Consider the following 24,612-nt stretch of genomic DNA (forward strand, 5'->3'; position numbering starts at 1 on the left):
TCCAATCTTGAATTTGTTAGGGAATCGGCAAGTTGTGGGGGATTGCGCCTTACTTCTTCGCCGCAAACAACGCATCGAGCTTCTGCTCGAACGTGTGGTAATCGATGCGATCGTAAAGCTCCATGCGCGTCTGCATGGTGTCGATGACGTTCTGTTGCGTGCCGTCGCGGCGGATCGCGGTGTAGACGTTTTCCGCAGCCTTGTTCATCGCGCGGAACGCCGACAGCGGGTACAACACCAGCGACACATCGGCACCGGCGAGCTGCTCGGTGGTGTACAGCGGTGTCGCGCCGAACTCGGTGATGTTGGCCAGGATCGGCGCTTTCACGCGGCTGGCGAACAGTTTGTACATCTCAAGTTCAGTGATGGCCTCCGGAAAGATCATGTCGGCGCCGGCCTCGATGCACGCGGCGGCGCGATCCAGTGCAGACTCCAGACCTTCCACCGCCAGGGCATCGGTGCGGGCCATGATCACGAAGCTGTCGTCGGTGCGCGCATCAACAGCGGCTTTGATGCGGTCGACCATTTCCTGCTGCGAAACGATCTCTTTATTGGGACGGTGACCGCAGCGCTTGGCGCCGACCTGGTCTTCGATATGAATTGCCGCCGCGCCGAACTTGATCATCGACTTGACGGTACGGGCGACGTTGAACGCCGAGGAACCGAAACCGGTGTCCACGTCCACCAGCAGCGGCAGGTCGCAAACGTCGGTGATGCGGCGCACGTCGGTCAGCACGTCATCCAGGCCGGTAATGCCCAGGTCCGGCACGCCGAGGGAGCCGGCAGCCACCCCGCCCCCCGACAGGTAGATAGCCTTGAAACCGGCGCGCTTGGCCAACAGCGCGTGGTTGGCGTTGATCGTGCCGACCACTTGCAGCGGATGCTCGCTGGCGACCGCATCGCGGAAACGCTGGCCTGGAGTGCTCTTGTTGGAACTCATGACTCACCTCGTTCAGTGGCTGTCGGGTTAGCGCCGTCCTGGTAGTGACGGGCGATATTGCGTTTGGAGGCGCCGATGTGACGGCGCATCAACAACTCGGCCAGCTCACCGTCACGGTCGGCGATGGCATCGAGAATTCGGTGGTGCTCGGCAAACGCCTGGCGTGGCCGATTGGGCGTGGTGGAAAACTGGATGCGGTACATGCGCACCAGTTGATAGAGCTCGCCGCAGAGCATCTGGGTCAGGGTGCGGTTGCCGCTGCCCTGGATGATCCGGTAATGAAAGTCGAAATCGCCTTCCTGCTGGTAATAGCCGACGCCTGCCTGAAACGCCGCATCGCGCTCGTGGGTTTCCAGCACCCGGCGCAGTTCGTCGATTTCTTCAACGGTCATGCGTTCAGCCGCCAGACGGCACGCCATGCCTTCCAGGGATTCGCGGATTTCGTAGAGTTCCAGCAATTCGGCGTGACTCAACGACACCACCCGCGCCCCGACGTGCGGCACGCGAACCAGCAGGCGCTGGCCTTCCAGTCGGTGGATCGCCTCACGCAACGGCCCGCGGCTGATGCCGTAGGTGCGCGCCAGCTCCGGCTCGGAGATCTTGCTGCCCGGGGCGATCTCACCCTTGACGATGGCCGCCTGAATGCGTCGGAAGACGTTTTCGGAAAGTGTTTCCGAGTCGTCCTGAACCGTGACCGGGGGATCGAGTTGATCCAGCATATTGTCGACACCTTTAAAAGCAATGCCGCAAAAACTAGCGAATAAGGCCGGTTACGTCAAAGGATAAATAGACATTGTCGACAATCGTCTAATAACCGCTTGCACCATAAAGAAGCAGCACCCCCGGTTACAGCCGTCTGCCAGCGCTGGCGCCATAAAACCACCGTGCTAGAATGCCGCCCGCATTTGCTTGTCATCTGCATTGCCTGTCATAAAAAAAGGATAGGCATACGAGGGAGCTTGTGCAGCAATGCCAGGGCCTTGAATTGAAGAACGGACCGCTGCGCATCAGGATTTATGAGACTCAAGCTCTTCACCACATTTCTTTGTCTTCTTGGCCTGTCAGGTTTTGCCGCGGCAGGGGAAAAGACTGTGTACGGCCTCAATGAGTACGCGTCGCTGGATGGCATCAACCTGGAAGTTGCCGCCAAACTCGACACCGGGGCGAAAACCGCCTCGCTGAGCGCCCGCGACATCAAACGTTTCAAACGCAATGGCGAATCCTGGGTGCGCTTCTATCTGGCCATCGACGCCGCGCATTCGCACCCGATTGAACGACCGCTGGCCCGTGTCAGCAAGATCAAGCGCCGGGCCGGTGACTACGACCCGGAAGAAGGCAAGAAGTACACCGCCCGTCCGGTCATCGAGCTGGATATCTGCATGGGGTCGGCTTTACGCAGTATTGAAGTGAACCTGACCGACCGCAGCGCCTTCCAATACCCGCTCTTGATCGGCTCCGAGGCACTCAAGCGTTTCGATGCGCTGGTCGATCCAAGTCTTAAATACGCTGCTGGCAAACCTGCCTGCGCCACCGACGCACATACCGCAGAGTAATTCCAATGCGCTCTCTTACCCTCCATCTGAAATTGCTGATCGCCATCCTGGTGGTGCTGGGCATTTCAGTTACGGCCTATCAGATTTTCGTGCTCGGTATTCCGGTGACTGAAGATGCCACCGATGACTTGTGGAACATCGACGCCAAGGTCGAGTTCGTCGCCAACGCCAAAGACCCGATCAAGATCCAGATGTTCGTGCCGCCGCTGAGCCGCGACTACGTGAGCCTTAACGAGAGTTTCATTTCCAATAACTACGGTGTGGCAGTGAACCGTGTCGACGGCAACCGCAAGGTCACCTGGTCGGCGCGTCGGGCCAAGGGCAACCAGACCCTTTATTACCGCCTGGTGCTGACCAAGCGCTACACCGGCGAAAAATCCAAGGTCAAAGGGGCGACCTTCCGCGACAGCATCGCCGTCGAAGGTCCGGAAAAAATCGCCGCCGAAGCCTTGCTCGCGCCGATCCGCCAGCATTCGGCCGACGTCGAAACTTTCATCGGCGAAGCCATCAAGCGTGTCAACAACCTCAACGACGACAACGTGAAACTGCTGCTGGCCGGCGATACGTCCACCGCGAACAAAGCCAAAATCGTCGAGCTGGTTCTGTCCATCGCCCACGTGCCGGTGGAAAAGGTCCACACCATCCGCCTGGTGGCCGATCAGCCGCAAACGCCTGAACTCTGGTTGCGCAGTTTCAACGGTACCGACTGGCTGTACTTCAACCCGGAAACCGGCGAACAGGGCCTGCCCACCGACCGCTTGCTGTGGTGGACCGGCGATGAAAACCTGATCACCGTCGATGGCGGCAAGAAAGCCAACGTCACCTTCAGCCTGAACAACAGCGAAATGAACGCCATTCGCCTGGCCAAGCTGACCGACGAGAATTCCGACGCCAATTTCCTCGACTACTCGCTGTACGGCCTGCCGCTGCAAACCCAGCAGACCTTCATGATCATGGTGATGATCCCGATCGGCGTGCTGGTGATCCTGATCCTGCGCAACCTGATCGGCATCCAGACACTCGGCACCTTTACCCCGGTGCTGATCGCCCTGGCCTTCCGGGAAACCCAGCTCGGCTTCGGCATCGTGCTGTTTACCATCATCACGGCGCTGGGGCTGTCGCTGCGTTCCTACCTTGAGCACTTGAAACTGCAAATGCTGCCGAGATTGTCGGTGGTGCTGACCTTCGTGGTGGTGCTGATCGCGGCGATCAGCCTGTTCAGCCACAAACTCGGCCTGGAGCGCGGGTTGTCGGTGGCGCTGTTCCCGATGGTGATTCTGACCATGACCATCGAACGCCTGTCGATCACCTGGGAAGAGCGCGGCGGCGGCCATGCCATGAAAGTGGCGATCGGCACGCTGTTCGCCGCCTCCCTGGCGCACCTGATCATGAGCGTGCCGGAGCTGGTGTACTTCGTGTTCACCTTCCCGGCGGTCCTGCTGATTCTGGTGGCTTTCATGCTGGCCATGGGTCGCTATCGCGGTTACCGCCTGACCGAACTGGTGCGTTTCAAGGCTTTCCTGAAGGAGGCTGACGCCTGATGTTCGGTCTCTGGAAGACCTGGAAAGCCCTGGAGGCCCGGGGCATCATGGGGATCAATCGGCGTAACGCCGACTACGTGCTCAAGTACAACAAGCGCAGCCTGTACCCGATCGTCGATGACAAGATCATCACCAAGGAACGCGCCATCGCCGCCGGCATCCACGTGCCGGAGCTGTACGGCGTGATCTCCACCGAGAAGGAAATCGATAACCTCAAGGAGATCATCGGCGGGCGCACCGACTTCGTGATCAAACCGGCCCAGGGCGCCGGCGGCGACGGCATCATTGTGGTTGCCGACCGGTTCGAGGGGCGCTATCGCACAGTGTCCGGCAAGATCATTGACCATGAGGAACTCGAGCACCATATCTCGAGCATCCTCACCGGCCTGTATTCCCTGGGCGGGCACCGCGACCGTGCGCTGATCGAATACCGCGTGACCCCGGACCAGATCTTCAAAAGCATCAGCTATGAAGGTGTGCCGGATATCCGCATCATCGTGCTGATGGGTTATCCGGTGATGGCCATGCTGCGCCTGCCGACCCGCCAGTCCGGCGGCAAGGCCAACCTGCACCAGGGCGCCATCGGCGTCGGTGTCGACCTGGCCACTGGCCTGACATTGCGCGGCACCTGGCTGAACAACATCATCAACAAACACCCGGACACCACCAACGCGGTAGACGGCGTGCAACTGCCCTACTGGGACGGTTTCATGAAACTGGCCGCCGGCTGTTACGAGTTGTGCGGGCTGGGCTACATCGGCGTCGACATGGTGCTTGACCAGGAGAAAGGGCCGCTGATTCTTGAGCTCAATGCCCGGCCTGGGTTGAACATTCAGATCGCCAACGATTGCGGGCTGACGTCCCGTACCCACGCGGTCGAGGCGCGACTCGAAGAGCTGAAGGCGCGCGGGATCACCGAAACGGCGCAGGAACGTGTGGCGTTCGTTCAGGAACTGTTTGGGCATATTCCGGCGGTTGAGGGCTGATCCCTCTGGCTCTTTGTGGCGAGGGAGCTTGCTCCCGCTTGACTGCGCAGCAGTCATAAAACGGCATCCTCGGTTTCTCTGAAAACCGAGGGGCTGATTTCTTTGGGCCTGCTTCGCAGTCCGCCGGGAGCAAGCTCCCTCGCCACAGGCAAACTTCCCTCGCCGCAGATGTATCTCTTGCCGACATCCCCTCTAGGAGCAAATCCTGCAGAGGACTACAATCGCTCCCCCGCCTCGTTGGCTGATCTGCCCCGCCCATGTTGACCTGTTCCGTACACCCGCTGCCCTATCGCGCCAACCCTGCCGAGTACTTCACGGCGATTCGTCATGCCCCCGGTGCCGTGCTGCTCGACAGCGGCCGGCCGAGTGCCGAACGCGGGCGTTTTGACCTGCTCAGCGCCTGGCCGCTGGAGCAACTGGCCGTGTTGCCGGATGAAAGCGGCAGCCATTTCCTGCAACGCCTTCGCAAGAACCTTACACGGCTCGGTGAAGCAACCGTCCCTGACGACTTGCCCTTCGCCGGCGGCCTGATCGGCTACCTGAGCTACGACTTCGGCCGGCATCTGGAAAACCTGCCGAGCCAGGCGCGGGACGATCTGCAATTGCCCGACGCACGCTTCGGGCTGTATGACTGGGCGCTGATCAGCGATCACCATCTGGCTACCAGTCAATTGGTGTTCCACCCGACGCTGATCGACAGTGAACGACAACGGCTGATCGAACTGTTCACTCAGCCCACCACCGAGAATATCCAGCCATTCAAACTGGACGGCCCGATGAGTGCTGACCTGAGCGCTGACGACTATCGGCAAGCCTTCGAACGCATTCAGCAGTACATCCAGGCTGGCGACTGCTATCAGGTCAACTTCGCCCAGCGCTTTCGCGCCCAATGCCAGGGCGATCCGTGGGCGGCCTATTGCGCGCTGCGGGCGGCTTGCCCGACACCGTTTTCCGGCTTCCAGAGCCTGCCCAACGGCGACGCGGTGCTGAGCCTGTCGCCGGAGCGCTTTGTCAAAGTCAGCGAGCGCCACGTCGAAACCCGCCCGATCAAAGGCACCCGCCCCCGCGGGCTGACCGCTGCCGAAGATGCGGCGAACGCCGCCGAACTGCTGGCCAGCCCCAAGGACCGCGCGGAAAACCTGATGATCGTCGACTTGCTGCGCAACGATCTGGGTCGTACCTGCCGCATCGGTTCGGTACGGGTGCCGGAGCTGTTCAGCCTGGAAAGCTATCCGAACGTGCATCACCTGGTGAGCAGCGTTACCGGCGAACTGGCGGATGACAAGGACGCACTGGACTTGATCGCCGGCAGCTTCCCCGGCGGCTCGATTACCGGCGCGCCAAAAATTCGCGCCATGCAGATCATCGATGAACTGGAACCGACCCGTCGCGGGTTGTATTGCGGTTCATTGCTGTATCTGGACGTGCGCGGGGAGATGGACAGCTCCATCGCCATTCGCAGTTTGTTGGTCAAGGATGGGCAGGTGTGCTGCTGGGGCGGCGGGGGGATCGTCGCGGATTCGGATTGGCAGGCGGAGTATCAGGAATCGATTACCAAGGTGAAGGTGCTGCTCGAAACGTTGCAGGGCCTCTAAAAGCTTCGCGGGCAAGCCTCGCTCCTACAGAATTCAGGTCGTGGAATCGACCATGCCCTGTAGGAGCGAGGCTTGCCCGCGAAGGCATCCTCGCAGACGACTACAAACTCAAAGCCCGATTCGAGGCCTTGATGAACTCCTGCTTCAACTCGGCAAAGCTGTGCACCGCCGGGAACTGCGGGAACTCGCGAATCACGTTGTCCGGCGCGTGGAACAGAATCCCGGCATCCGCCTCGCCCAGCATCGTGGTGTCGTTGTAGGAATCCCCCGCCGCAATCACTCGGTAGTAGAGGCTCTTGAACGCCAAAACCGACTGACGCTTGGGATCTTTCTGACGCAGCTGATAGCCCGTGACCCGACCGGCATCGTCAGTAATCAGACGATGGCAAAGTAACGTCGGGAAGCCCAATTGACGCATCAGCGGTTGGGAAAATTCGTAAAAGGTGTCCGACAGAATCACCACCTGAAAGCGCTCACGCAGCCAGTCGACAAATTCACTGGCGCCTTCCAGAGGCTTGAGCGTAGCGATCACTTCCTGAATGTCGGAGAGCTTCAGGCCATGCTCGTCGAGAATCCGCAGGCGCTGCTTCATCAACACGTCGTAGTCGGGAATGTCCCGAGTGGTGGCCCGGAGGGACTCGATCCCGGTTTTTTCGGCAAAGGCGATCCAGATTTCCGGGACCAGCACACCTTCAAGATCCAGACAGGCAATTTCCACAAGACACTCCCATTAGTATTATTTATGAGTCGAGCGAGCAAAAGGACTGCCGAACTCTAGCGACTCGCCCCCCTCCGTGCAACGCAGAGGACGCGCCAGCCACCGCAGGATTTTGTTACCATCGACGCATATAGAGCGCCCAGCGCCACCGACCTGTAGGAAGCCGCCCTGATGAGCCCATCGTTCGACGTCGTGGAACTCGCCACGACCTATGCCAACAAATCCGCCCAGGACATCCTGAAACTCGCGTTCGCCGAGTTCGGCGATGACCTGTGGATATCTTTCAGCGGCGCCGAGGATGTGGTGCTGGTGGACATGGCCTGGAAGCTGAACAAGAACGTCAAAGTGTTCAGCCTCGACACCGGCCGCTTGCATCCCGAGACCTACCGCTTCATCGAGCAGGTGCGCGAGCACTACAAGATCGATATCGAAGTGGTGTCGCCGGACTACAGCAAGCTCGAACCTTTCGTGAAGGAAAAAGGCCTGTTCAGTTTCTACAAGGATGGCCATGGCGAGTGCTGCGGCATTCGCAAGATCGAGCCGCTGCGTCGCAAACTGTCTGGCGTGACCGCCTGGGCCACCGGCCAGCGTCGGGACCAGAGCCCGGGCACTCGCAGCGCCGTCGCGGTGCTGGAAATCGACACCGCGTTTTCCACCCCGGAACGTACCCTGTACAAGTTCAACCCGTTGGCACAGATGACCAGCGAAGAGATCTGGGGTTACATCCGCATGCTGGAGCTGCCGTACAACAGCCTGCATGAACGCGGATTCATCAGCATTGGTTGCGAGCCTTGCACCCGTCCGGTGCTGCCGAACCAGCATGAGCGCGAAGGTCGTTGGTGGTGGGAAGAAGCCACGCAGAAAGAATGCGGGCTGCATGCCGGGAACATCATCAGCAAGTCCAAAGCTTAAAAGATCGCAGCCCGTAGCAGCTCCTGCAGGAGCTGGCGAAGCCTGTGATGGTTTTACTTTAAAAAAGTGTACACAGAAATGTCACCATAAGTGCCATATCTGTGTGCACTTTTAGTTTCAGCGCCCCAAAAAGTTACATTCCCCTGTCCTGACTTCCTCAGTCGAACACTCCGACAAAACCCTGCCCAAAATAAATACCTGTTCAATCGGTCAATTTATATCGTCTTTTTTTCAACTACTTATCTTCAATCAATAACAAAACGAAATTAGCCTTAAATTTTATAGATCACCGACTGGCACATATCTGGCTTAAGTGAACACATGTTTTGTATACAATAAATACAAAACATACACACACTTTAGATCCGCAAGCCTGAAGCGCCCTATCCCGTACAGGCTGCAGATGCCCCGTAACCAATGATGCTCTCCCACCCGCGACGAAGATTTGTCGAGCCCACGCTCATGCACAGTCATCGCGGCAACGAGCTTCAGGAGCCTGCCGGAATGCGTACTAGCCTCCCCAATAACAATATTGCGCTGGATCTGCCCTCTCCTCTTTCTACCTCCGTGATTCACGATCAAACGTTTCAACCACCCGTCGTGCTCAGCCCCCGCCTGCATAACAAGGACCTCGCGCCGACCAAGGCCGAAGGTCGGCGCTGGGGCCGTTACAGCATCTTTGCCCTGTGGACAAACGATGTGCACAACATTGCCAACTACTCCTTTGCCATTGGCTTGTATGCACTGGGCCTGAGCGGCTGGCAGATTCTACTGTCCTTGGGAATCGGTGCTGCGCTGGTGCATTGCTTCATGAACCTTTCCGGTTACATGGGCCAGAAAACCGGGGTGCCGTTTCCGGTGATCAGCCGGATCAGTTTCGGCATCCATGGGGCGCAGATTCCTGCATTGATTCGCGCCGTTATCGCCATTGCCTGGTTCGGAATTCAGACGTACCTGGCGTCAGTGGTCTTTCGCGTATTGCTGACGGCGGTGCATCCCGGACTCGCCGATTACGACCACAATTCGATACTCGGACTGTCGAGCCTGGGCTGGGTGTGTTTCGTGGCGATCTGGTTCGTGCAGTTGGCGATTCTGGCCTATGGCATGGAAATGGTGCGACGCTACGAGGCGTTTGCCGGCCCGGTGATTTTGTTGACCGTCGCCGCCCTCGCCGGCTGGATGTACTTCCAGGCCAACGCCACCATCGCCTGGTCGATTCGTGAACCGCTGAGTGGCGGTGAGATGTGGCGCAATATCTTTGCCGGCGGCGCCTTGTGGCTGTCGATCTACGGCACGCTAATCCTCAATTTCTGCGACTTCGCCCGCTCTTCTCCCTGCCGCAAGACCATCCGGGTCGGAAATTTCTGGGGCCTGCCCGTCAACATTCTGGTATTCGCCGGGATCACCGTCCTGCTGTGCGGTGCGCAATTTCAGATCAACGGCCGGATCATCGAAAGCCCGACCGAGATTATCGCGTCGATTCCCAATACCTTCTTTCTGGTACTCGGTTGCCTGGCGTTCCTGATTGTCACCGTGGCAGTGAACATCATGGCCAACTTCGTCGCCCCGGCCTTTGTCCTGAGCAATCTGGCGCCCAAATACCTGACCTTCCGCCGCGCCGGGCTGATCAGCGCGACCATCGCGGTGCTGATCCTGCCGTGGAACCTCTACAACAGCCCGCTGGTGATCGTGTACTTCCTGTCTGGCCTCGGCGCCCTGCTCGGCCCGTTGTACGGGGTGATCATGGTCGACTACTGGCAGGTACGAAAAGGCCGGATCAACGTGCCGCAGTTGTACAGCGAAGATCCCGATGGCGATTATTACTACAGCCGTGGGGTTAATTTGCGCGCCGTAGCGGCGTTCATTCCGGCAGCCTTGATCGCCATTGTCCTGGCCCTGGTGCCAGGTTTCGACAGTGTCTCGCCATTCTCCTGGCTGATTGGCGCCGGGATTGCAGGGATGCTCTACCTGATCATCGCCAAACGGCAGCCTTACTACGCCGATGTCAGCGGTGAAGCCATCGCGGTCGATAATGTCAGCCATTAATCCTCTTGGCGGCCCGGTGACATCGGGCCGCAAACCACTCGCTATAAGGACCTCCCATGCGAATTCTCGTGGTCAACGTCAACACCACCGAATCCATTACCCAGGCCATCGCCCGCCAAGCGCAGTCCGTGGCCGCGCCCGGCACGGAAATCATTGGCCTGACCCCGCATTTCGGCGCCGACTCCATTGAAGGCAATTTCGAAAGCTACCTGGCCGCCATCGCCGTGATGGACCGGGTCATGTCCTACGATCAGCCCTTCGATGCGGTAATCCAGGCCGGCTACGGCGAGCACGGCCGCGAAGGTTTGCAGGAGTTGCTCAACGTGCCGGTGGTGGACATCACCGATGCCGGCGCCAGCACCGCGATGTTCCTCGGCCATGCCTATTCGGTGGTCACCACCCTCGACCGCACCGTGCCGCTGATCGAGGATCGCCTCAAACTCTCCGGGCTCTGGGATCGTTGTGCGTCGGTGCGGGCCAGTGGGTTGGCGGTGCTGGAGCTGGAGTCCGATCCAGAGCGTGCGCTGGAGGCGATCGTCCGCCAGGCGGAACTGGCAGTGAGCGAGGACAAGGCCGAGGTGATTTGCCTGGGCTGTGGCGGCATGGCCGGGCTGGATGAACAGATTCGTCAGCGCACCGGCGTACCGGTGGTGGATGGCGTGACGGCGGCGGTGACCATTGCCGAATCACTGGTGCGGTTGGGGTTGTCGACGTCGAAAGTGCGGACGTATGCGACGCCTCGGCCGAAGACCATTATTGGTTGGCCTGGGCGGTTTGGGCGCTAGACCGCGTTATCGTTCTTCGCGGGCAAGCCTCGCTCCTACAGGGGTTTGCATCACTCTGTGGGAGCGTGGCTTGCCCGCGATGGCCTCCCCTCGGTCCCAAGCCGGGCTCAAACTGCACTGAACCGCTGCCCCAACCCCTGCTCGGCAAACTGTTCAATGATGAAGTCGACAAACGCCCGGGTCTTGCCCGGCAGCAGTTTGTGCTCGGCGTAATAGATGGAGATATTGCCATCGTCGACGTACCAGTCGGGCAGCACCCGCTGCAAGGTCCCGGCGTCCAGATAGCCAACGGCGAACGGCATGCTCACCAATGCAATGCCCAAATCCTGGGTCGCCGCCGCGCAGGCTGCTTCCGAATCGCTCATGGTCATTCGCGCCTTGAGCGTCAGCGGGCTGTGTTGCCGGTTGCGACAGGTCAGTTGCCAGGAACGCACGCGCCCCGTCTGCGGCGACCGTATCAGGATGCCATCGTGGCGCTGGAGGTCATCGGGCTCGATGATCGCTTCGTGCCCCGCCAGGTACCCGGCTGAAGCCACCAACACTCGATGGGCGGGCGTCAGCTTGCGCGCCACCACGCCCTGGGGCAGTTCGAATCCACCGCCAATCGCCGCATCGAACCCCTGGCCGATCAGGTCGACCTGACGGTTATCGAAATGCCAGTCCGGGTTGATCGCCGGAAAGCGCCGCAAAAACTCTCCGAGCAACGGCACGATGTACAAGCGCCCGAACACCGTGCCCATGCTGACCTTCAGCGTTCCCGCCGGACGTCCTTCGGCGCTGGCCAGGTTGGCCACGGCATTCTGGATCGTGTGCAGGCTGGCGCTGACTTCGCCGAGAAACAGCTGACCGGCCTCGGTCAGCGTCAGGCTACGCGTGCTGCGCTGGAACAGCCGCACACCAAGCCGCGCCTCCAGCTTGGCGACGCTCTTGCCCACCGCAGCAGGCGTCAGGCTCAAGCGTCGCGCAGCCTCGGCGAAGCTGCCGACCTCAGCGCTGCGCACGAAGCATTCGATACTGCTGAAGGTTTCCATAAGCGCCACTATAAACTTCTGGTTTACACAGACTATAGCAATCACGGTCTACCCGCCGGGTAATGCGAAGCCGATACTCGACTCCGACAACAAGGCAGCCTGCCTTGAACTTCTGGAGATCGACATGACCACTCAACACCTCAGCGGTAAAGTAGCTCTGATTCAAGGCGGTTCACGCGGTATCGGTGCTGCCATCGTCAAACGCCTGGCCGCAGAAGGCGCAGCCGTCGCCTTCACCTATGTCAGCTCTACCGCCAAAGCCGAAGACCTGCAAAACAGCATCATCTCCGCCGGCGGCAAAGCCCTGGCCATCAAGGCCGACAGCGCCGATGCCGTTGCTATTCGCAATGCCGTCAATGCCACCGTCGAGGCCTTCGGCCGCCTGGACATCCTGGTCAACAACGCAGGCGTTCTGGCCGTCGCACCGCTGGAGGACTTTAAACTCGAAGACTTCGACCAGACCCTGGCCATCAACGTACGAAGTGTGTTCATCGCCACCCAGGAAGCCGCCCGCCACATGACCGAAGGCGGTCGCATCATCAACATCGGCAGCACCAATGCCGATCGCATGCCTTTCGCCGGCGGTGGCCCGTACGCCATGAGCAAATCGGCGCTGGTCGGCCTGACCAAAGGCCTGGCTCGCGACCTCGGCCCGCGGGGTATCACCGTCAACAACGTACAACCAGGCCCGGTGGACACTGACATGAACCCCGCCAGCGGCGACTTCGCTGATAGCCTGATCCCGCTGATGGCGGTGGGTCGTTACGGCAACGTGGAAGAAATCGCCAGCTTCGTCGCTTACCTCGCAGGTCCCGAAGCTGGCTACATCACCGGTGCCAGCCTGACCATCGACGGTGGTTTCGGCGCCTGATACACCGCTCGACTGAAACAAAAACGCCGGCAATCAATTGCCGGCGTTCTTTTGTGTCAGGGATTATCGAATGGTCAGTTCCATTCAAGCGCCGGCAAGCCACATGCACCGGGTTTGAACGCCTTCAACGTACGAAGAATGCCATCGGCGTGTGCGTACTTTTCGTCGGCCATCGCCGCATCCGGGACCGCAATCGCCGTCATTCCTGCCGCTTTGGCTGCAGTGACGCCGAACGGCGAATCCTCGAATACCAGGCAATCCCGGGGCGCGACCCCAAGGCGTCGCGCCGCCGTCAGGAAAATATCCGGCGCCGGTTTCGCCGCCCCCACTTCCGGGTCGTCAGCGGTGACAATGAAGTCAAACAGCGCGAACCAGTCGCGGTGCAAAGTGGTTTTCTGACCAAACGACTGACGCGAAGAACTGGTGCCCACCGCGATAGGAATGTTGTTGGCTTTCAAGTGCCGAACCAGTTCCTCTGCTCCTGGCATCGCCAGCGCCGTCGGAAAACGCTCGCGCATCAAGGGCTCGCGGATCACCAGAAACTCTTCGGCGGTGATCGGCAAGTCCAGCGCCTCGACCACATAGCGCGCCAGATCACCCGCACCACGGCCGATGATGTTCTGTTTGACGCTCCAGTCGAAGGTCCGCCCATAGCGCTCGGCAATGATGGACGTGACCTCGGTGTAAATGCCCTCGGTGTCCAGCAGCAAACCGTCCATATCGAAAATCACGGCCTTGATCGGACCGAACTCATCCAAGGGTGCACTCATCGCATCTGATCCGTTTTCTCATGACATCCCAGGACGGCTCAGGTACGGCCGGATCCGTGATGGATTAAAGGGTTCAGCAGCATAGCGAGCGCGATTGGTCGAGAGCAACGGGCAATGCCTGGCGGATACAAAATCCTCTGCCGAGGGCGCCGTGATGATTTAGCGATTTCCCCTACACCAAACACCTCCTTTCCCGACTTCTTTCCTTTTTGATCCCCCGCAAAGTCTCTCGCTCCACATTGATCAGCGCGAGGGACTGCGAATGTTCGAACCTGACAAGGTCCTGGCCTTGAACAACGCCATCGGTCTGCTGGTGGTCGCCGCCATGAACCCCAAACAGCCGGACATCAAAGCGCTGCTCGGTGATTTCCGACTCTGCCTCAACGACTACGAGGCCTGGGCGGAAAGCTTCTGGACCGGTGGCGCGCTCAACGTCGAGCAAGTGTTCAAGGTCGGCAACGAAATCCGGCTCAGCGCACCGAAGGACTCCACCGCGCCTTTCAGTTCAACACTCGCCATGTGCCCGGCCAGCGGTCCGTTGACCCTGGTGCATATGTTTGAAGCCGCGCGTTTCGTGCCGATCGGCGATACGCCGGTGATGCTCGAGCCGGTTATCTCCCAGCACAACGGTGAGCTGACGTTCGGTGAGCCTGTCCACGCAACCATCGGCCCCAGCGGTATTCTCGAAATCCCCGAATGCTGGCGCGGCCATCGCTATCGCATCACCTTCTTTCCCAATGTCACCACTGAACACGTCAAAGCGCTCTACGCCTCCTATCAGGGCGTGATCGGCGAGCTGGAAGGCTGGTTGCGCAACGAATGGAGGAGCGAATACGAGCCTTTATGGGCAGATTTTTCCAAAGCTGGTTTCACTCAACGCTACGGCCTGCTGCAACAGGCTGACTGGCACAGTTTCGAGCGTTCGCTGCACGGCTTGTGGGATGACGTGAAGCAGGTCTACGCACTGGTGGCGGACCTGCAAGGCAGCAGCGAAAAACTCCTTGAGTACCTGACACAAGGCGAGCTTGAGACGCTGCTGAACGCTTCGGCTGAAACCATTGCCAATGTGTTGCTGATGTTGAGCGATGAGCCGTTGATGTTCATCCATCTCGCAGCCTTCACCAGTTGGCTGAGGATGTTGCCGCCGCAGTACATCGCCGAAGTCGTGGCACAAGTTCGTACGGAAATATTAATCAGCTTCCTGCTGGTGCGTCTCACAGGTCCTACGGGCCTGAAGCTCGGCATGAGCGCCAAAGTGCTGGACAAGATCAAGTCCCATCGGGCTCGACAATGGTTGGCGACTGCCAGTTTGCGACTGGCCGAACTGACGGCCAAATCCGACCTGACAGCCCACGCTGGTGTCCTCAAACCGCTCGTGGTCAGCGCGCGCAATGCACCGCTGAGACCTGCGCCGACGGTTCCACTGCAGATCAGCGCCGGCAACTCACCGGTTGTGCACGTGAACAATCCGATCGCCATTGCCCGCGACAAGTCTGCCGCCAAAACCCGGCTGGGTCGTCACGAACCCCACGACGATGCACCGAATCAAGCGAAAAACCCCAATGGCGACAGCGCCGATTGCTCGGCACTGACCTGCACCAACGGCTGCCCTGTGTCGATGGTCAGCGGCGAAGAACTGCTGACCCTGACCGACGGTGCGCTGGACGGGCTGCTGCCGTTTGCCTTCACCCGGTTGTACCGCACCAGCGCGGTGGAAATCGATTGCGGGCTGGGCTGGGGCTGGAGCCATTCGCTGGCGCAGCGGTTGGAGCTGGGCGTTGAACAGGTCGTCTGGATCGACCATGAAAACCGTCGCACCACGTTCCCGCTGCCGAGCAACGAACGCCCGGCGATCCACAACAGCCTGTCGCGCGCGGCGATTTACCTCGGTGATGACCCCGAGGAACTGATCCTCGCGCTGGCCGGCGAGACGAGCCGGTTCTACCACTTTCACAACGGTCGACTGACGGCGATCAGCGACGCCTACGACAACCGATTGCGCATCACTCGCGACCGCCAGGAACGTATTCAACGCCTCGACAACGGTGCCGGTCGTTCGCTGCTTTTGTGCTACGAGCGCAGGCACCTCATCGCCGTCGAATACCAGTCGTTTCACCCCAGCGATGACTTGGGTGAAGCCTGGCGTACAGAGCAAACACTGGCTTTCTACCGCTATGACGCCCGCCAGCGCTTGATCGAAGCGATCAATGCTGCTGGGGAAAGCGAGCGTTACGACTACGACGACCACCATGTAATTTTGCAGCGACAACTGACCGGTGGCGCGAGTTTCTTCTGGGAGTGGGAACGGTCTGGCAAGTCGGCGCGCTGCGTGCGGCATTGGGCGTCGTTTGCGCAGATGGACACGCGGTATGCCTGGGATGACCAGGGCCGCGTCACCGTCCGGAACATCGACGGCAGCGAAGAGGTTTACGTCCACGACGAGCGGGCGCGGCTGGTGCGCCGGGTCGAGCTGGACGGCGGCGAACAGCTGAAAACCTACGACGAGCAGGGCCGATTGGTGGCCGAGCAGGATCCGCTCGGTGCCGTCACCGAATACCGTTACGACGACGTCGGACGCTTGGTCGCGCTGATTCCACCGGAGGACGAGCCAACGGCCTACGAGTACCGCAACGGTTTCCTGCATGCGCGCTATCGCGGCCAGGCGGTGTGGAAATACCAGCGCAATGCTCAGGGCGATGTCACCGAGGCGACCGATCCCGACAGTCAGGTCACTCACTATCGCTACGACGGACAAGGCCGGCTGCTGTCGGTCCGCTACCCGGACACCAGTCGCCATGTGTTCGTCTGGAATGCCTTGGGGCAGTTGCTCGAAGAGACCTTGCCGGACGGTGGGCAGCGGCGGTTTTCCTACGATGCGCTGGGGCGGCAGATTACCCGTCAGGACGAACACGGTGCCGTTACCCAGTACCAATGGGATGCCGTCGGCCGACTGATCCAGACGACGCTGCCCACCGGGGCCGTGCGCGGGTTCAGCTACAACACCTACGGCAAGATCACCGCCGAACGCGATGAACTGGGCCGCGTCACCCGCTACGAATACGCCGACGATTTGCACCTGGTCAGCCGCCGGATCAACCCCGACGGCACCCAGCTTCAGTACCGCTACGACAATGCGCAGCTGCTGCTGACGGAAATCGAAAACGAATCCGGCGAAAAATATCAGCTGGACTACACGCCCAGCGGATTGATCCGACAGGAAACCGGCTTCGACGGTCGCCGCACTGCCTACGCCTACGACCTCAATGGCCATCTGCTGGAAAAAACCGAGTTCGGCGATGACGGCTCGCAGTTGGTCACGGGCTATCAACGGGATTCGGCCGGACGGTTGCTGGTCAAGACCTTGCCCGACGGCATCCAGGTCGAATACCGCTACGACTCGCTGGGCCGGCTGACCCGCGTCGACGACGGCCACGATCACCCGCTGGAGTTCGAGTACGACCAGCAGGACCGGCTGATCACCGAACATCAGGGCTGGGGCACCTTGCGTTATGGCTACGACGCCTGCGGCCAGCTCAACCGCCTGCGCCTGCCGGACGGCAGCAAACTCGACTACCGCCACGCCAAGGGCGGTGCGCTGACGGCCATCGACCTCAATGGCGCACGACTGACCTCGCATACGTTTCTCGCCGGTCGCGAACAACACCGCCAACAAGGCCTGCTGCTCAGTGAATATGCCTACGACGAACAGGGCCGTCTGAAGGCCCACGCTGTCGGCCAGCACCAACATCCGCTCTACCGCCGCGACTATGCCTACAGCCTCAATGGCAACCTCGACAGCATCGCCGACACCCGCCATGGCCAGCGCAGCTATCAGTACGACCCGCTCAATCGCCTGATCCGCGTGCGCCACTCCCGCGACCAACAGCCGGAAAGCTACGCCCACGACCCAGCCGGCAACCTGCTGATGCAGGACCGCCCCGGCCCGACGTCCGTCAAAGGCAATCGCCTGTTGATGCAGGGCGATCGCCACTTCGACTACGACACCTTCGGCAACCTGATCCGCGAGCGCCGTGGCACCGGGCAGAAACTGGTCACCGAATACCGCTACGACTGCCAGCATCGGCTGGTCGGCGTCACTACGCCGGATGGTCGTTGTTCAAGTTATCGCTACGACGCCTTCGGCCGCCGCATCACCAAAACCGTCGACGGCAAAACCATCGAGTTTTTCTGGCAAGGCGACCACCTCGTCGCCGAACACAGCCAGGACCACCATCGCAGCTACGTCTACGAACCCGGTAGCTTCCGCCCGCTGGCGATGCTCGACGGCAAAGGCCCGCGTAAGGCTTGTCCCTTCTACTACCAGCTCGACCACCTCGGCACCCCGCAAGAACTCACGGACTACAGTGGCGACATCATCTGGGCCGCCCGATACACCGCCTATGGCCGCCTCACCCGCCTCAACCGCGACACCCACCAGGTCTTCGATCAACCGCTGCGCTTTCAAGGGCAGTATTACGACGCGGAAACCGGCCTGCATTACAACCGGCATCGCTACTACAATCCGGATATCGGCCGGTACCTGACGCCGGACCCGAGCAAGTTGGCGGGCGGATTAAACGGCTATCAGTACACGCGCAATCCGGCGGGTTGGGTTGATCCGTTGGGGTTGAGTGAATGCCCTGGGGGGGATTGGTGTAAGAAGTCGTCGTTTGGGGATGAGGATCCGGCGGGTAAGGCGGGGGTTGATGAGGGGGAGCCAAAAACTCCCTCCCCCAAAAGAGAAGAGGATTACTTATATCGCGGGGACGAGCGAGAGCCTGATGATGTATTTCAAAATGGTTTTAAAAGCAAAGGAAAAAGCAATGATTTATTGCTCCACTCTATAGACAGTGAAAATCCACCCAGTAATTTTATCAGCACATCACCGTCGCGAGATGTTGGCAAGCTTTTCGCCACTGGATATCACACAAAAGTAGGTTACCTCTATACCCTTCAAAAAATAGATGGGTATGACTTACAAAAAGAGCTTGGACAAGCTTATCTTTTCGGACCAGAAAAAGAGATAGCCATAGCTAACCGTATAGAGAATGTCGACGTACTTGGCGCAACGCTAATCATAGATGACGGCCGAGAGCTCGGCTATTCCATACCAAATCCGTACAGGAAAATAAAAAAATGATATCAAAGGTTGAAATCACCATAAGCATTGACGGCATAAAGGAAGTCGCCAACCTTATATGCGACAACAAAGAAATAACCATAATTCTCACAATGAAAAATGGCTTTAACAAAAAATATTCGGACAGTGACTTTTATAGATGCTTCGCACGTGTCAGAGAGGACAACCCCAACATACAATTTCTCTGCAAGGGATCAAAAATCAACGTACATCCTTCCAGCATGTCATCACAAATGTCTCTTGGGTTGAAGGCATATGAATTGACATTGGGTAAAGCGTCGTCACTCACCGATGTAGTTTATATTTTTGATTATGATGAGAGCAATCTAACAAACGATCCAAATGAACAGCGATCTTTCTACAGATGCTGGATTGAATCAGAAAAGATCTAACCATCAAAAGCCCGGTTCACGTCCGGGCTAAATCAGCTTAAGGAACTCTAACCTCCCGCGCTATCATCTGTCCTATCCGTCCCAATACTCCCAGAACCACCTGATCCTCCAGACCCACTTCCAGAACCACTCCCCATCGAACTTCCACCACTCACCGACCCGCTGCCCTTCCCCGGGTCGATGCTCCTCCCGTTGGCATCACCACCACTCCCACCACCAAGGGTGTCCGGTGGCAGCGCCTTCCCATCCGAGGTACCCGCATTCATTTCCGAGTAGGGCGGCATCCCCCCCTTATCGACCGGCGCATCGCGACCGGTAGATTCAGCAAACGCCGTCAATGAACTGATCGACAAAAAGCCGACCATCGTAAGCGCCATCCATTTTGATCTGATCATGGTGCATCTCCTTTTAAGAGTGCTTTACCTGATCTCTGGCGGTGATCGCTTTTAAAAGGTGTCGCTCAATCGACAATCTGCGATGCACCACCTCACAGGTTTCAGCTCGGTTCGCCCGAGGCGTCATCGCCGGCGATGTCCGGGTCTTCCGGGTCGGCTTCCACATTACCGCGCCTCACATCATCGGCGGGCACCTGTTCCACAGCGGTGTCGTCATCGTCGGGCGGGCGCTGGTCGCGGCGCAGCGAATTGGTGGGCGAAGGCAGCGGATATTCGGGGGTATCGTCGATATCGGAGTCTTTCGGATCAGCGTTCATAACGCACCTCTCAATGGACCTGAAAAGCAGATCCTTGCCTTTCGAGGCCAACACGACAGACACGGTTCGATCAGAGGGATTAATCGGTCGGGCCGACCGCTAAATCACTCGTCGTCTTCCTCGTCATACTCATCATTCTCCAGGTTGCCCACATCGCCTGCGTCATCGGCATCGTTGAGCGGTACCGTGGCGTCGTCCATCAGAGACCCCGGATCTTCGTTGCCAGGATCGTTAATCGGGCCTTCTTCTTCCTTGTCTTCGGTTTCCGGACTCATGGGCATGCCTCACAACGTTCAGAGTTATATAAAGTTCGAGAGGTCCTACGGCAAATCGTTCCAGCGTCCTATCGATAGAAACGAAAAACCCGGCACTCGGCCGGGTTTTACTTTAACTCGATATCGAGTTAGTGATTCTTGTACTTATTTTTATGCTTGTGTTTGTAGTAGCCGCCACCGGAATGCGAACTGCCGCGGTCATCACCCATGTTGCTGCCCACCGCGCCACCGGCTGCGCCGCCCAGGCCTGCGCCAATGGCCGAACCCGTGGAGCCACCCAGGCTGTTGCCGATCACCGAACCACCCGCCGCGCCGAGACCACCGCCGACGGCCGCTTCTGTGCGACTGCCCTTGCGCGCACCGACCGCACTGCCTGCCGCACCGCCGACGCCAGCGCCCACCGCGGCCCCGGTGCTGCCGCCCAACTGCCCGCCGACTACGTTGCCCAACACACCGCCAAGACCACCGCCGACTGCGGCGTCACCGTTGCCGCCCGCCATTGCGCCCTGAGCGACCAAAAGCCCCAAAAACACCGTGGACAATGTCAAACGCATGAAACGCATGATATGCACCTCTAATTTCCGCATTGGGGGGAAGAACGTGCCGCGGATAGGCATCAGCCTGCATCTGGGTCTGTTATACAGAAAACCAATACCGACTGTATGAGATTTGAGCCACATGATGCAGAAACGTTCCAAAACGAAAAAGCCCGGCATTAAGCCGGGCTTTTTCAGCTGACCTTCAGGATCAATGACGCTTTTTGGACAGGTTGCTGCCTACGCCGCCGCCCAATGCGCCACCCAGGCCTGCGCCGATGGTGGAGCCGTTCTTGCCACCCAGGCTGTTACCGATTATCGAACCGCCCGCCGCGCCAACACCGCCGCCGATGGCCGCTTTGGTGCGGCTGCCTTTACGTGCGGCAACAGCGCTGCCGGCTGCACCCGCTACGCCAGCACCAATCGCTGCGCCAGTGCTGCCGCCCATTTTTTGGCCAACCACGTTACCCAACGCACCACCCAGACCACCACCGAGCGCGGCCGTGCCGTCGCCGGCAGCCATCGCACCTTGAGCAACCAAAAGGCCCAGAACCAGAGCAGGCAGTGTCAAACGCATAACAAGAACCTCAAAAAAAGGGGAACCGAAAGGCCGGAGATTGAATGCTTTAGCGGAGGGAAAGTCCAGACACAAAACCAGAACAACCTCGCCAATGGCGACGGTTGGACAGCGTTTATGCAAAAGGTTTTATGACAGGCAAAAAAAAGCCCGCTGGGGAGACGGGCCAGGGTACTGCTTTCTAACGGATGAGCTGAGCCTACGGAGGCCGGTGTGAAAAGTTTGTGAAAAAAATACCAGTGCTCGCAAAGTTGTAGGACATTTCTCGGCATTGCCACCGAGCCACGTTTCCCGCCCTTCAGAAACAAGAAACCCCGCTCAATGGCGGGGTTCGTGCTGTTATCGGTTTACTTCCTGGAGGGCGCCCCCAGCTTGGGCATAAATTTCGATTTCGGCCCTCGGGTCCGAGGCACTGCAGATTTGATTTTGTTGATTTTGATACGGTCTTCGCCGAAGCTCGGCACATAGTCCGTCTGACCACACTGCACGCAATCATTGATTGGAAACTCTGCACCGTCGTCTTCGATATACGGCTCAGCCATATCTTCGCTCCTCTCAAAACGGGTCGATACCGGCAAGCCCTTTTTTGCCTGAAAAATATCGACCACCCTGGTTTTTGAGACTAGCCGGTCATTCCCAGACTTGTGATTCAGATCGTTACATGCCCGACGAATGGCCAGTACCGAGCGACCTACCTCAGCTTGACCGCCGTCCCGGTCACAAACACCACCACCATCCCACCCTTGCCGGCCGGCATGCTGATCTCATAATCGAGCCCCACCACCGCATCCGCCTGAAGCACCCGCGCCCGCTCCTTGATCTCCTCGGTCGCCTGAACCCGCGCCTCCTTCAATGCCCGCTCCAACGTCTGAGAACGCCCACCGAAAAAATCCCGCATCCCGGCGAACATGTCGCGAATCACGTTAACGCCCTGCACCGACTCGGCGCTGACGATGTCCAGGTAAGCGGTGATTTGCCGACCTTCGATGGTGTGGGTTGTGGTGGTGATCATGGGATGTCCTTGTTCAGAGCTGTCATCAATGAAGTGAAACGACGGTAACTGACACGATGGCTGAATTCCGCTCGAGGAGTTTGCAGTCTAATGCATGAAATCCAGACGCCAGAAACCACAAAACCCCTGACTTCTCTCGAAACCAGGGGTTTTGTGTATATCGAATTTGGCGGTGAAGGAGAGATTCGAACTCTCGATACAGTTTCCTGTATACACACTTTCCAGGCGTGCTCCTTAAGCCACTCGGACACTTCACCGTATCTCGTCAAACTTATTCAGTCTGTCGAGGCGCGCTAATGTAGTCGAAAGCTTTTCTGATGGCAAACATTTTTTTCAGAATTTTCATGCGCTTAACGCGATTAGCGCTTTGGGGGCGTTCAAGGGCATGGCAAACCTGCCAATCTCCGGCTTCGCCTCCCCTTCTATATAGAAGCCAATGCGCGATGGGCGGGGCGGACAATGCCTGGAGGGCTGGAAAAGGGTGACTGGCGGGTCAGTCACGGCGCTTTACCTGGCCTACAGCGGTGGGTAACGTCTGCCCTACTTTATTAGAAGGATTGGCGTCATGAGTGAGTTGATTTCCTACCATCTCGAAGACGGTATCGCGACCCTGACCTTGAGCAATGGCAAGGTCAATGCTATCTCTCCGGACGTGATTGTCGCGTTTAACGCTGCGCTGGATCGGGCGGTAGCGGATCGGGCGGTGGTGATCATTACCGGTCAGCCGGGGATTTTGTCGGGTGGTTATGATTTGAAGGTGATGACGGCCGGCCCTAACGAGGCCATGGCGCTGGTGGCTGCGGGTTCGACCCTGGCTCGTCGCCTGTTGTCGCATCCGTTCCCGGTGGTCGTGGCATGTCCTGGGCATGCGGTGGCCAAGGGTGCGTTTCTTCTGTTGTCGGCTGACTACCGCATCGGTGTCGATGGCCCGTTCAGCATTGGCCTGAACGAAGTGCAGATCGGCATGACCATGCACCATGCCGGTATCGAACTGGCCCGTGATCGTCTGCGCAAGTCGGCGTTCCATCGCGCGGTGATCAACGCCGAGATGTTCAACCCACAAAACGCCGTGGACGCCGGCTTCCTCGATAAGGTGGTGTCGGCCGAAGAGCTGCAAGACGCGGCGCTGGCGGCGGCTCGTCAGTTGAAGAAGCTCAACATGATCGCCCACAAGAACACCAAGTTGAAAACGCGCAAGGCGCTGCTGGAGACGCTGGACAACGCGATCATCCTGGATCAGGAGCACATGGGCTAAGCCCGAACGCGTTGCACCGAAAAGCCCGACCGTCGTGTCGGGCTTTTTCTTGGGTGTCTGGTTTAAAAACTTACAACCGCTCTAGGCCGCATCTGACCCACAAGTCGGAAACATGCGCTCAAACATCGGCTATCTCCCACTTCTATAGCGGCAATTGCCGAAAACAGTGCACATCCGTACACTGCGCCACCTTTTGTCCCGGTGGGCCTTTAAATGCTGTTTGTGTTTCGTATGTTATTGATGGGCCTGCACTTTATTCTGGCCGGAGCGCTTGGAGTGATTCTCGGGCTGTGCCGTCCGTTCAATCCGGACAACAGCCGTTTGTGCGCCCGTCTGTATGCGTGGCCGGCAATGTGTATTTTGCGTTTACGGGTCAAGGCCGATGTCGGGCCGCTGATGGATAAACCCGACAGCTGTGTGATCATCGCCAACCACCAGTCCAACTACGATCTGTTTGTGTTCGGCAACGTGGTGCCCCGCCGCACCGTGTGCATCGGCAAGAAGAGCCTGAAGTGGGTGCCGCTGTTCGGGCAGTTGTTCTGGCTGGCGGGCAATGTGTTGATCGATCGCGGCAATGCGCACAAGGCACGCCAGTCGATGCTGACCACCACGCACACCTTGCAAAATGAAGACACCTCGATCTGGGTCTTCCCCGAGGGCACCCGCAACTTGGGCGAAGAGCTGCTGCCGTTCAAGAAAGGCGCGTTCCAGATGGCGATTGCCGCCGGCGTGCCAATCGTGCCGGTGTGTGTCAGCAGTTACGTCAAACACATGCGATTGAACCGCTGGCGCAGTGGGAAGATTCTGATCCGTTCGTTACCGGCAATTCCTACGGCTGGATTGAGTCTGGATGACATGCCGATGTTGATCGCCCAGTGCCGCGAACAGATGCGTGAGTGCATCGACTCGATGGATCGGCAACTGCAAGCCGCCTGAATGAAACCCGCCCTGTGCGGGTTTTCTTT

23 protein-coding genes and 1 tRNA gene are annotated in these 24,612 nt (G+C 58.8%); 12 read left to right on the forward strand and 12 right to left on the reverse strand.

What is annotated here, in order from left to right; translation table 11 throughout:
* Positions 1 to 49 precede the first annotated feature (49 nt).
* On the reverse strand, positions 50 to 940 hold the full coding sequence (gene prpB / locus FFH90_RS21400; protein ID WP_018925250.1) for a methylisocitrate lyase: 891 nt from the start codon (positions 938 to 940) through the stop codon (positions 50 to 52).
* Complete coding sequence (locus tag FFH90_RS21405; RefSeq protein WP_007902102.1) at positions 937 to 1,659, reverse strand: GntR family transcriptional regulator; 723 nt, start codon at positions 1,657 to 1,659, stop codon at positions 937 to 939. The genes prpB and FFH90_RS21405 overlap by 4 nt, the downstream gene beginning before the upstream one ends.
* A gap of 297 nt (positions 1,660 to 1,956) precedes the next feature.
* Between FFH90_RS21405 and FFH90_RS21410 the strand changes: the two genes are divergently transcribed.
* From FFH90_RS21410 to pabB, 4 genes are all read left to right on the forward strand, one after another.
* Positions 1,957 to 2,493, forward strand: coding sequence for an ATP-dependent zinc protease (locus tag FFH90_RS21410; protein ID WP_019579744.1), 537 nt, complete (start codon positions 1,957 to 1,959; stop codon positions 2,491 to 2,493).
* Positions 2,494 to 2,498: 5 nt separating this feature from the next.
* Entirely contained in the window at positions 2,499 to 4,034 is a 1,536-nt protein-coding gene (locus tag FFH90_RS21415; RefSeq protein ID WP_018925249.1) for an inactive transglutaminase family protein, read from the forward strand.
* Positions 4,034 to 5,020 carry an alpha-L-glutamate ligase-like protein gene (locus FFH90_RS21420; RefSeq protein WP_138866058.1) on the forward strand — a complete coding sequence of 329 codons (987 nt, stop codon included), beginning with the start codon at positions 4,034 to 4,036 and terminating at the stop codon, positions 5,018 to 5,020. The genes FFH90_RS21415 and FFH90_RS21420 overlap by 1 nt, the downstream gene beginning before the upstream one ends.
* A gap of 257 nt (positions 5,021 to 5,277) precedes the next feature.
* A complete protein-coding gene (gene pabB / locus FFH90_RS21425) occupies positions 5,278 to 6,615 on the forward strand; it encodes an aminodeoxychorismate synthase component I (protein ID WP_138866059.1) in 1,338 nt (445 codons plus the stop codon).
* A 100-nt stretch (positions 6,616 to 6,715) separates the two neighbouring features.
* On the opposite strand, the gene thrH is transcribed toward pabB, so the two are convergent.
* Positions 6,716 to 7,333, reverse strand: a complete 618-nt coding sequence (thrH, locus tag FFH90_RS21430; RefSeq protein WP_038979889.1) for a bifunctional phosphoserine phosphatase/homoserine phosphotransferase ThrH — start codon at positions 7,331 to 7,333, stop codon at positions 6,716 to 6,718.
* Between the two features lie 171 nt (positions 7,334 to 7,504).
* Here thrH and FFH90_RS21435 point away from each other — a divergent pair, with 171 nt between their 5' ends.
* The 3 genes from FFH90_RS21435 (at position 7,505) to FFH90_RS21445 (ending at position 11,076) form a co-directional block, all read left to right on the forward strand.
* Positions 7,505 to 8,245, forward strand: a complete 741-nt coding sequence (locus FFH90_RS21435; RefSeq protein WP_007942164.1) for a phosphoadenylyl-sulfate reductase — start codon at positions 7,505 to 7,507, stop codon at positions 8,243 to 8,245.
* Positions 8,246 to 8,749: 504 nt separating this feature from the next.
* Positions 8,750 to 10,291 carry an NCS1 family nucleobase:cation symporter-1 gene (locus FFH90_RS21440; protein WP_138866060.1) on the forward strand — a complete coding sequence of 514 codons (1,542 nt, stop codon included), beginning with the start codon at positions 8,750 to 8,752 and terminating at the stop codon, positions 10,289 to 10,291.
* A gap of 56 nt (positions 10,292 to 10,347) precedes the next feature.
* Positions 10,348 to 11,076 (forward strand): aspartate/glutamate racemase family protein, encoded by a 729-nt coding sequence (locus tag FFH90_RS21445; RefSeq protein ID WP_007942162.1) that lies wholly within the window; start codon positions 10,348 to 10,350, stop codon positions 11,074 to 11,076.
* A 107-nt stretch (positions 11,077 to 11,183) separates the two neighbouring features.
* Here FFH90_RS21445 and FFH90_RS21450 read toward each other — a convergent pair whose 3' ends face one another.
* A complete protein-coding gene (locus FFH90_RS21450) occupies positions 11,184 to 12,107 on the reverse strand; it encodes a LysR family transcriptional regulator (RefSeq protein WP_018925244.1) in 924 nt (307 codons plus the stop codon).
* Positions 12,108 to 12,231: 124 nt separating this feature from the next.
* Between FFH90_RS21450 and FFH90_RS21455 the strand changes: the two genes are divergently transcribed.
* Positions 12,232 to 12,978: a 3-oxoacyl-ACP reductase family protein gene (locus FFH90_RS21455; RefSeq protein ID WP_028941072.1), complete on the forward strand. Its 747-nt coding sequence runs from the start codon at positions 12,232 to 12,234 to the stop codon at positions 12,976 to 12,978.
* Between the two features lie 74 nt (positions 12,979 to 13,052).
* Here the strand turns inward: FFH90_RS21455 and FFH90_RS21460 are convergent, their stop codons facing one another.
* Positions 13,053 to 13,748: an HAD-IA family hydrolase gene (locus FFH90_RS21460; RefSeq protein ID WP_064619198.1), complete on the reverse strand. Its 696-nt coding sequence runs from the start codon at positions 13,746 to 13,748 to the stop codon at positions 13,053 to 13,055.
* A gap of 262 nt (positions 13,749 to 14,010) precedes the next feature.
* Between FFH90_RS21460 and FFH90_RS21465 the strand changes: the two genes are divergently transcribed.
* Both FFH90_RS21465 and FFH90_RS30430 read left to right on the forward strand, forming a co-directional pair.
* Complete coding sequence (locus FFH90_RS21465; protein ID WP_138866061.1) at positions 14,011 to 18,888, forward strand: RHS repeat-associated core domain-containing protein; 4,878 nt, start codon at positions 14,011 to 14,013, stop codon at positions 18,886 to 18,888.
* Positions 18,885 to 19,280 carry a hypothetical protein gene (locus tag FFH90_RS30430; protein WP_138866062.1) on the forward strand — a complete coding sequence of 132 codons (396 nt, stop codon included), beginning with the start codon at positions 18,885 to 18,887 and terminating at the stop codon, positions 19,278 to 19,280. Before FFH90_RS21465 ends, FFH90_RS30430 begins: the two co-directional genes overlap by 4 nt.
* 496 nt (positions 19,281 to 19,776) lie before the next feature.
* On the opposite strand, the gene FFH90_RS21475 is transcribed toward FFH90_RS30430, so the two are convergent.
* The 7 genes from FFH90_RS21475 to FFH90_RS21500 all read right to left on the reverse strand — a co-directional run bounded on the left by FFH90_RS21475 (position 19,777) and on the right by FFH90_RS21500 (position 22,649).
* Entirely contained in the window at positions 19,777 to 19,992 is a 216-nt protein-coding gene (locus FFH90_RS21475; RefSeq protein WP_018925239.1) for a hypothetical protein, read from the reverse strand.
* Positions 19,993 to 20,096: 104 nt separating this feature from the next.
* On the reverse strand, positions 20,097 to 20,273 hold the full coding sequence (locus FFH90_RS30040) for a hypothetical protein (RefSeq protein ID WP_168206145.1): 177 nt from the start codon (positions 20,271 to 20,273) through the stop codon (positions 20,097 to 20,099).
* A gap of 122 nt (positions 20,274 to 20,395) precedes the next feature.
* On the reverse strand, positions 20,396 to 20,821 hold the full coding sequence (locus FFH90_RS21480) for a glycine zipper domain-containing protein (RefSeq protein WP_026286342.1): 426 nt from the start codon (positions 20,819 to 20,821) through the stop codon (positions 20,396 to 20,398).
* Positions 20,822 to 21,014: 193 nt separating this feature from the next.
* Positions 21,015 to 21,380 (reverse strand): glycine zipper domain-containing protein, encoded by a 366-nt coding sequence (locus tag FFH90_RS21485; RefSeq protein WP_019648242.1) that lies wholly within the window; start codon positions 21,378 to 21,380, stop codon positions 21,015 to 21,017.
* A gap of 347 nt (positions 21,381 to 21,727) precedes the next feature.
* Positions 21,728 to 21,922, reverse strand: a complete 195-nt coding sequence (locus tag FFH90_RS30440) for a hypothetical protein (RefSeq protein ID WP_007940781.1) — start codon at positions 21,920 to 21,922, stop codon at positions 21,728 to 21,730.
* Between the two features lie 149 nt (positions 21,923 to 22,071).
* Entirely contained in the window at positions 22,072 to 22,392 is a 321-nt protein-coding gene (locus FFH90_RS21495; RefSeq protein ID WP_018925235.1) for a YbjQ family protein, read from the reverse strand.
* Positions 22,393 to 22,559: 167 nt separating this feature from the next.
* A tRNA-Ser gene (locus FFH90_RS21500) sits at positions 22,560 to 22,649 on the reverse strand.
* Between the two features lie 308 nt (positions 22,650 to 22,957).
* Here FFH90_RS21500 and FFH90_RS21505 point away from each other — a divergent pair.
* Together FFH90_RS21505 and FFH90_RS21510 are read left to right on the forward strand one after the other, a co-directional pair.
* Positions 22,958 to 23,647, forward strand: coding sequence for a crotonase/enoyl-CoA hydratase family protein (locus FFH90_RS21505; RefSeq protein ID WP_064619225.1), 690 nt, complete (start codon positions 22,958 to 22,960; stop codon positions 23,645 to 23,647).
* 213 nt (positions 23,648 to 23,860) lie between these two features.
* A complete protein-coding gene (locus FFH90_RS21510; RefSeq protein ID WP_064619228.1) occupies positions 23,861 to 24,583 on the forward strand; it encodes a 1-acyl-sn-glycerol-3-phosphate acyltransferase in 723 nt (240 codons plus the stop codon).
* Positions 24,584 to 24,612: the final 29 nt, after the last annotated feature.

The sequence above is a fragment of the Pseudomonas sp. ATCC 43928 genome (genome assembly GCF_005938665.2).
Lineage (GTDB): Bacteria > Pseudomonadota > Gammaproteobacteria > Pseudomonadales > Pseudomonadaceae > Aquipseudomonas.

Bases quoted from the DNA above. Each gene is read 5' to 3' on its own strand.
- FFH90_RS21420 (WP_138866058.1), top strand. From the start codon at position 4,034: ATGTTCGGTCTCTGGAAGACCTGGAAAGCCCTGGAGGCCCGGGGCATC.
- FFH90_RS21485 (WP_019648242.1), bottom strand. From the start codon at position 21,380: ATGCGTTTGACACTGCCTGCTCTGGTTCTGGGCCTTTTGGTTGCTCAA.
- FFH90_RS21410 (WP_019579744.1), top strand. From the start codon at position 1,957: ATGAGACTCAAGCTCTTCACCACATTTCTTTGTCTTCTTGGCCTGTCA.
- FFH90_RS30430 (WP_138866062.1), top strand. From the start codon at position 18,885: ATGATATCAAAGGTTGAAATCACCATAAGCATTGACGGCATAAAGGAA.
- FFH90_RS21460 (WP_064619198.1), bottom strand. From the start codon at position 13,748: ATGAGTGCACCCTTGGATGAGTTCGGTCCGATCAAGGCCGTGATTTTC.
- FFH90_RS30040 (WP_168206145.1), bottom strand. From the start codon at position 20,273: ATGCCCATGAGTCCGGAAACCGAAGACAAGGAAGAAGAAGGCCCGATT.
- FFH90_RS21465 (WP_138866061.1), top strand. From the start codon at position 14,011: ATGTTCGAACCTGACAAGGTCCTGGCCTTGAACAACGCCATCGGTCTG.
- pabB (WP_138866059.1), top strand. From the start codon at position 5,278: ATGTTGACCTGTTCCGTACACCCGCTGCCCTATCGCGCCAACCCTGCC.
- FFH90_RS21505 (WP_064619225.1), top strand. From the start codon at position 22,958: ATGAGTGAGTTGATTTCCTACCATCTCGAAGACGGTATCGCGACCCTG.
- FFH90_RS21480 (WP_026286342.1), bottom strand. From the start codon at position 20,821: ATGCGTTTGACATTGTCCACGGTGTTTTTGGGGCTTTTGGTCGCTCAG.
- prpB (WP_018925250.1), bottom strand. From the start codon at position 940: ATGAGTTCCAACAAGAGCACTCCAGGCCAGCGTTTCCGCGATGCGGTC.
- FFH90_RS21455 (WP_028941072.1), top strand. From the start codon at position 12,232: ATGACCACTCAACACCTCAGCGGTAAAGTAGCTCTGATTCAAGGCGGT.
- FFH90_RS21415 (WP_018925249.1), top strand. From the start codon at position 2,499: ATGCGCTCTCTTACCCTCCATCTGAAATTGCTGATCGCCATCCTGGTG.
- FFH90_RS21405 (WP_007902102.1), bottom strand. From the start codon at position 1,659: ATGCTGGATCAACTCGATCCCCCGGTCACGGTTCAGGACGACTCGGAA.
- FFH90_RS21495 (WP_018925235.1), bottom strand. From the start codon at position 22,392: ATGATCACCACCACAACCCACACCATCGAAGGTCGGCAAATCACCGCT.
- FFH90_RS21435 (WP_007942164.1), top strand. From the start codon at position 7,505: ATGAGCCCATCGTTCGACGTCGTGGAACTCGCCACGACCTATGCCAAC.
- FFH90_RS21445 (WP_007942162.1), top strand. From the start codon at position 10,348: ATGCGAATTCTCGTGGTCAACGTCAACACCACCGAATCCATTACCCAG.
- FFH90_RS30440 (WP_007940781.1), bottom strand. From the start codon at position 21,922: ATGGCTGAGCCGTATATCGAAGACGACGGTGCAGAGTTTCCAATCAAT.
- FFH90_RS21450 (WP_018925244.1), bottom strand. From the start codon at position 12,107: ATGGAAACCTTCAGCAGTATCGAATGCTTCGTGCGCAGCGCTGAGGTC.
- FFH90_RS21440 (WP_138866060.1), top strand. From the start codon at position 8,750: ATGCGTACTAGCCTCCCCAATAACAATATTGCGCTGGATCTGCCCTCT.
- FFH90_RS21510 (WP_064619228.1), top strand. From the start codon at position 23,861: ATGCTGTTTGTGTTTCGTATGTTATTGATGGGCCTGCACTTTATTCTG.
- FFH90_RS21475 (WP_018925239.1), bottom strand. From the start codon at position 19,992: ATGAACGCTGATCCGAAAGACTCCGATATCGACGATACCCCCGAATAT.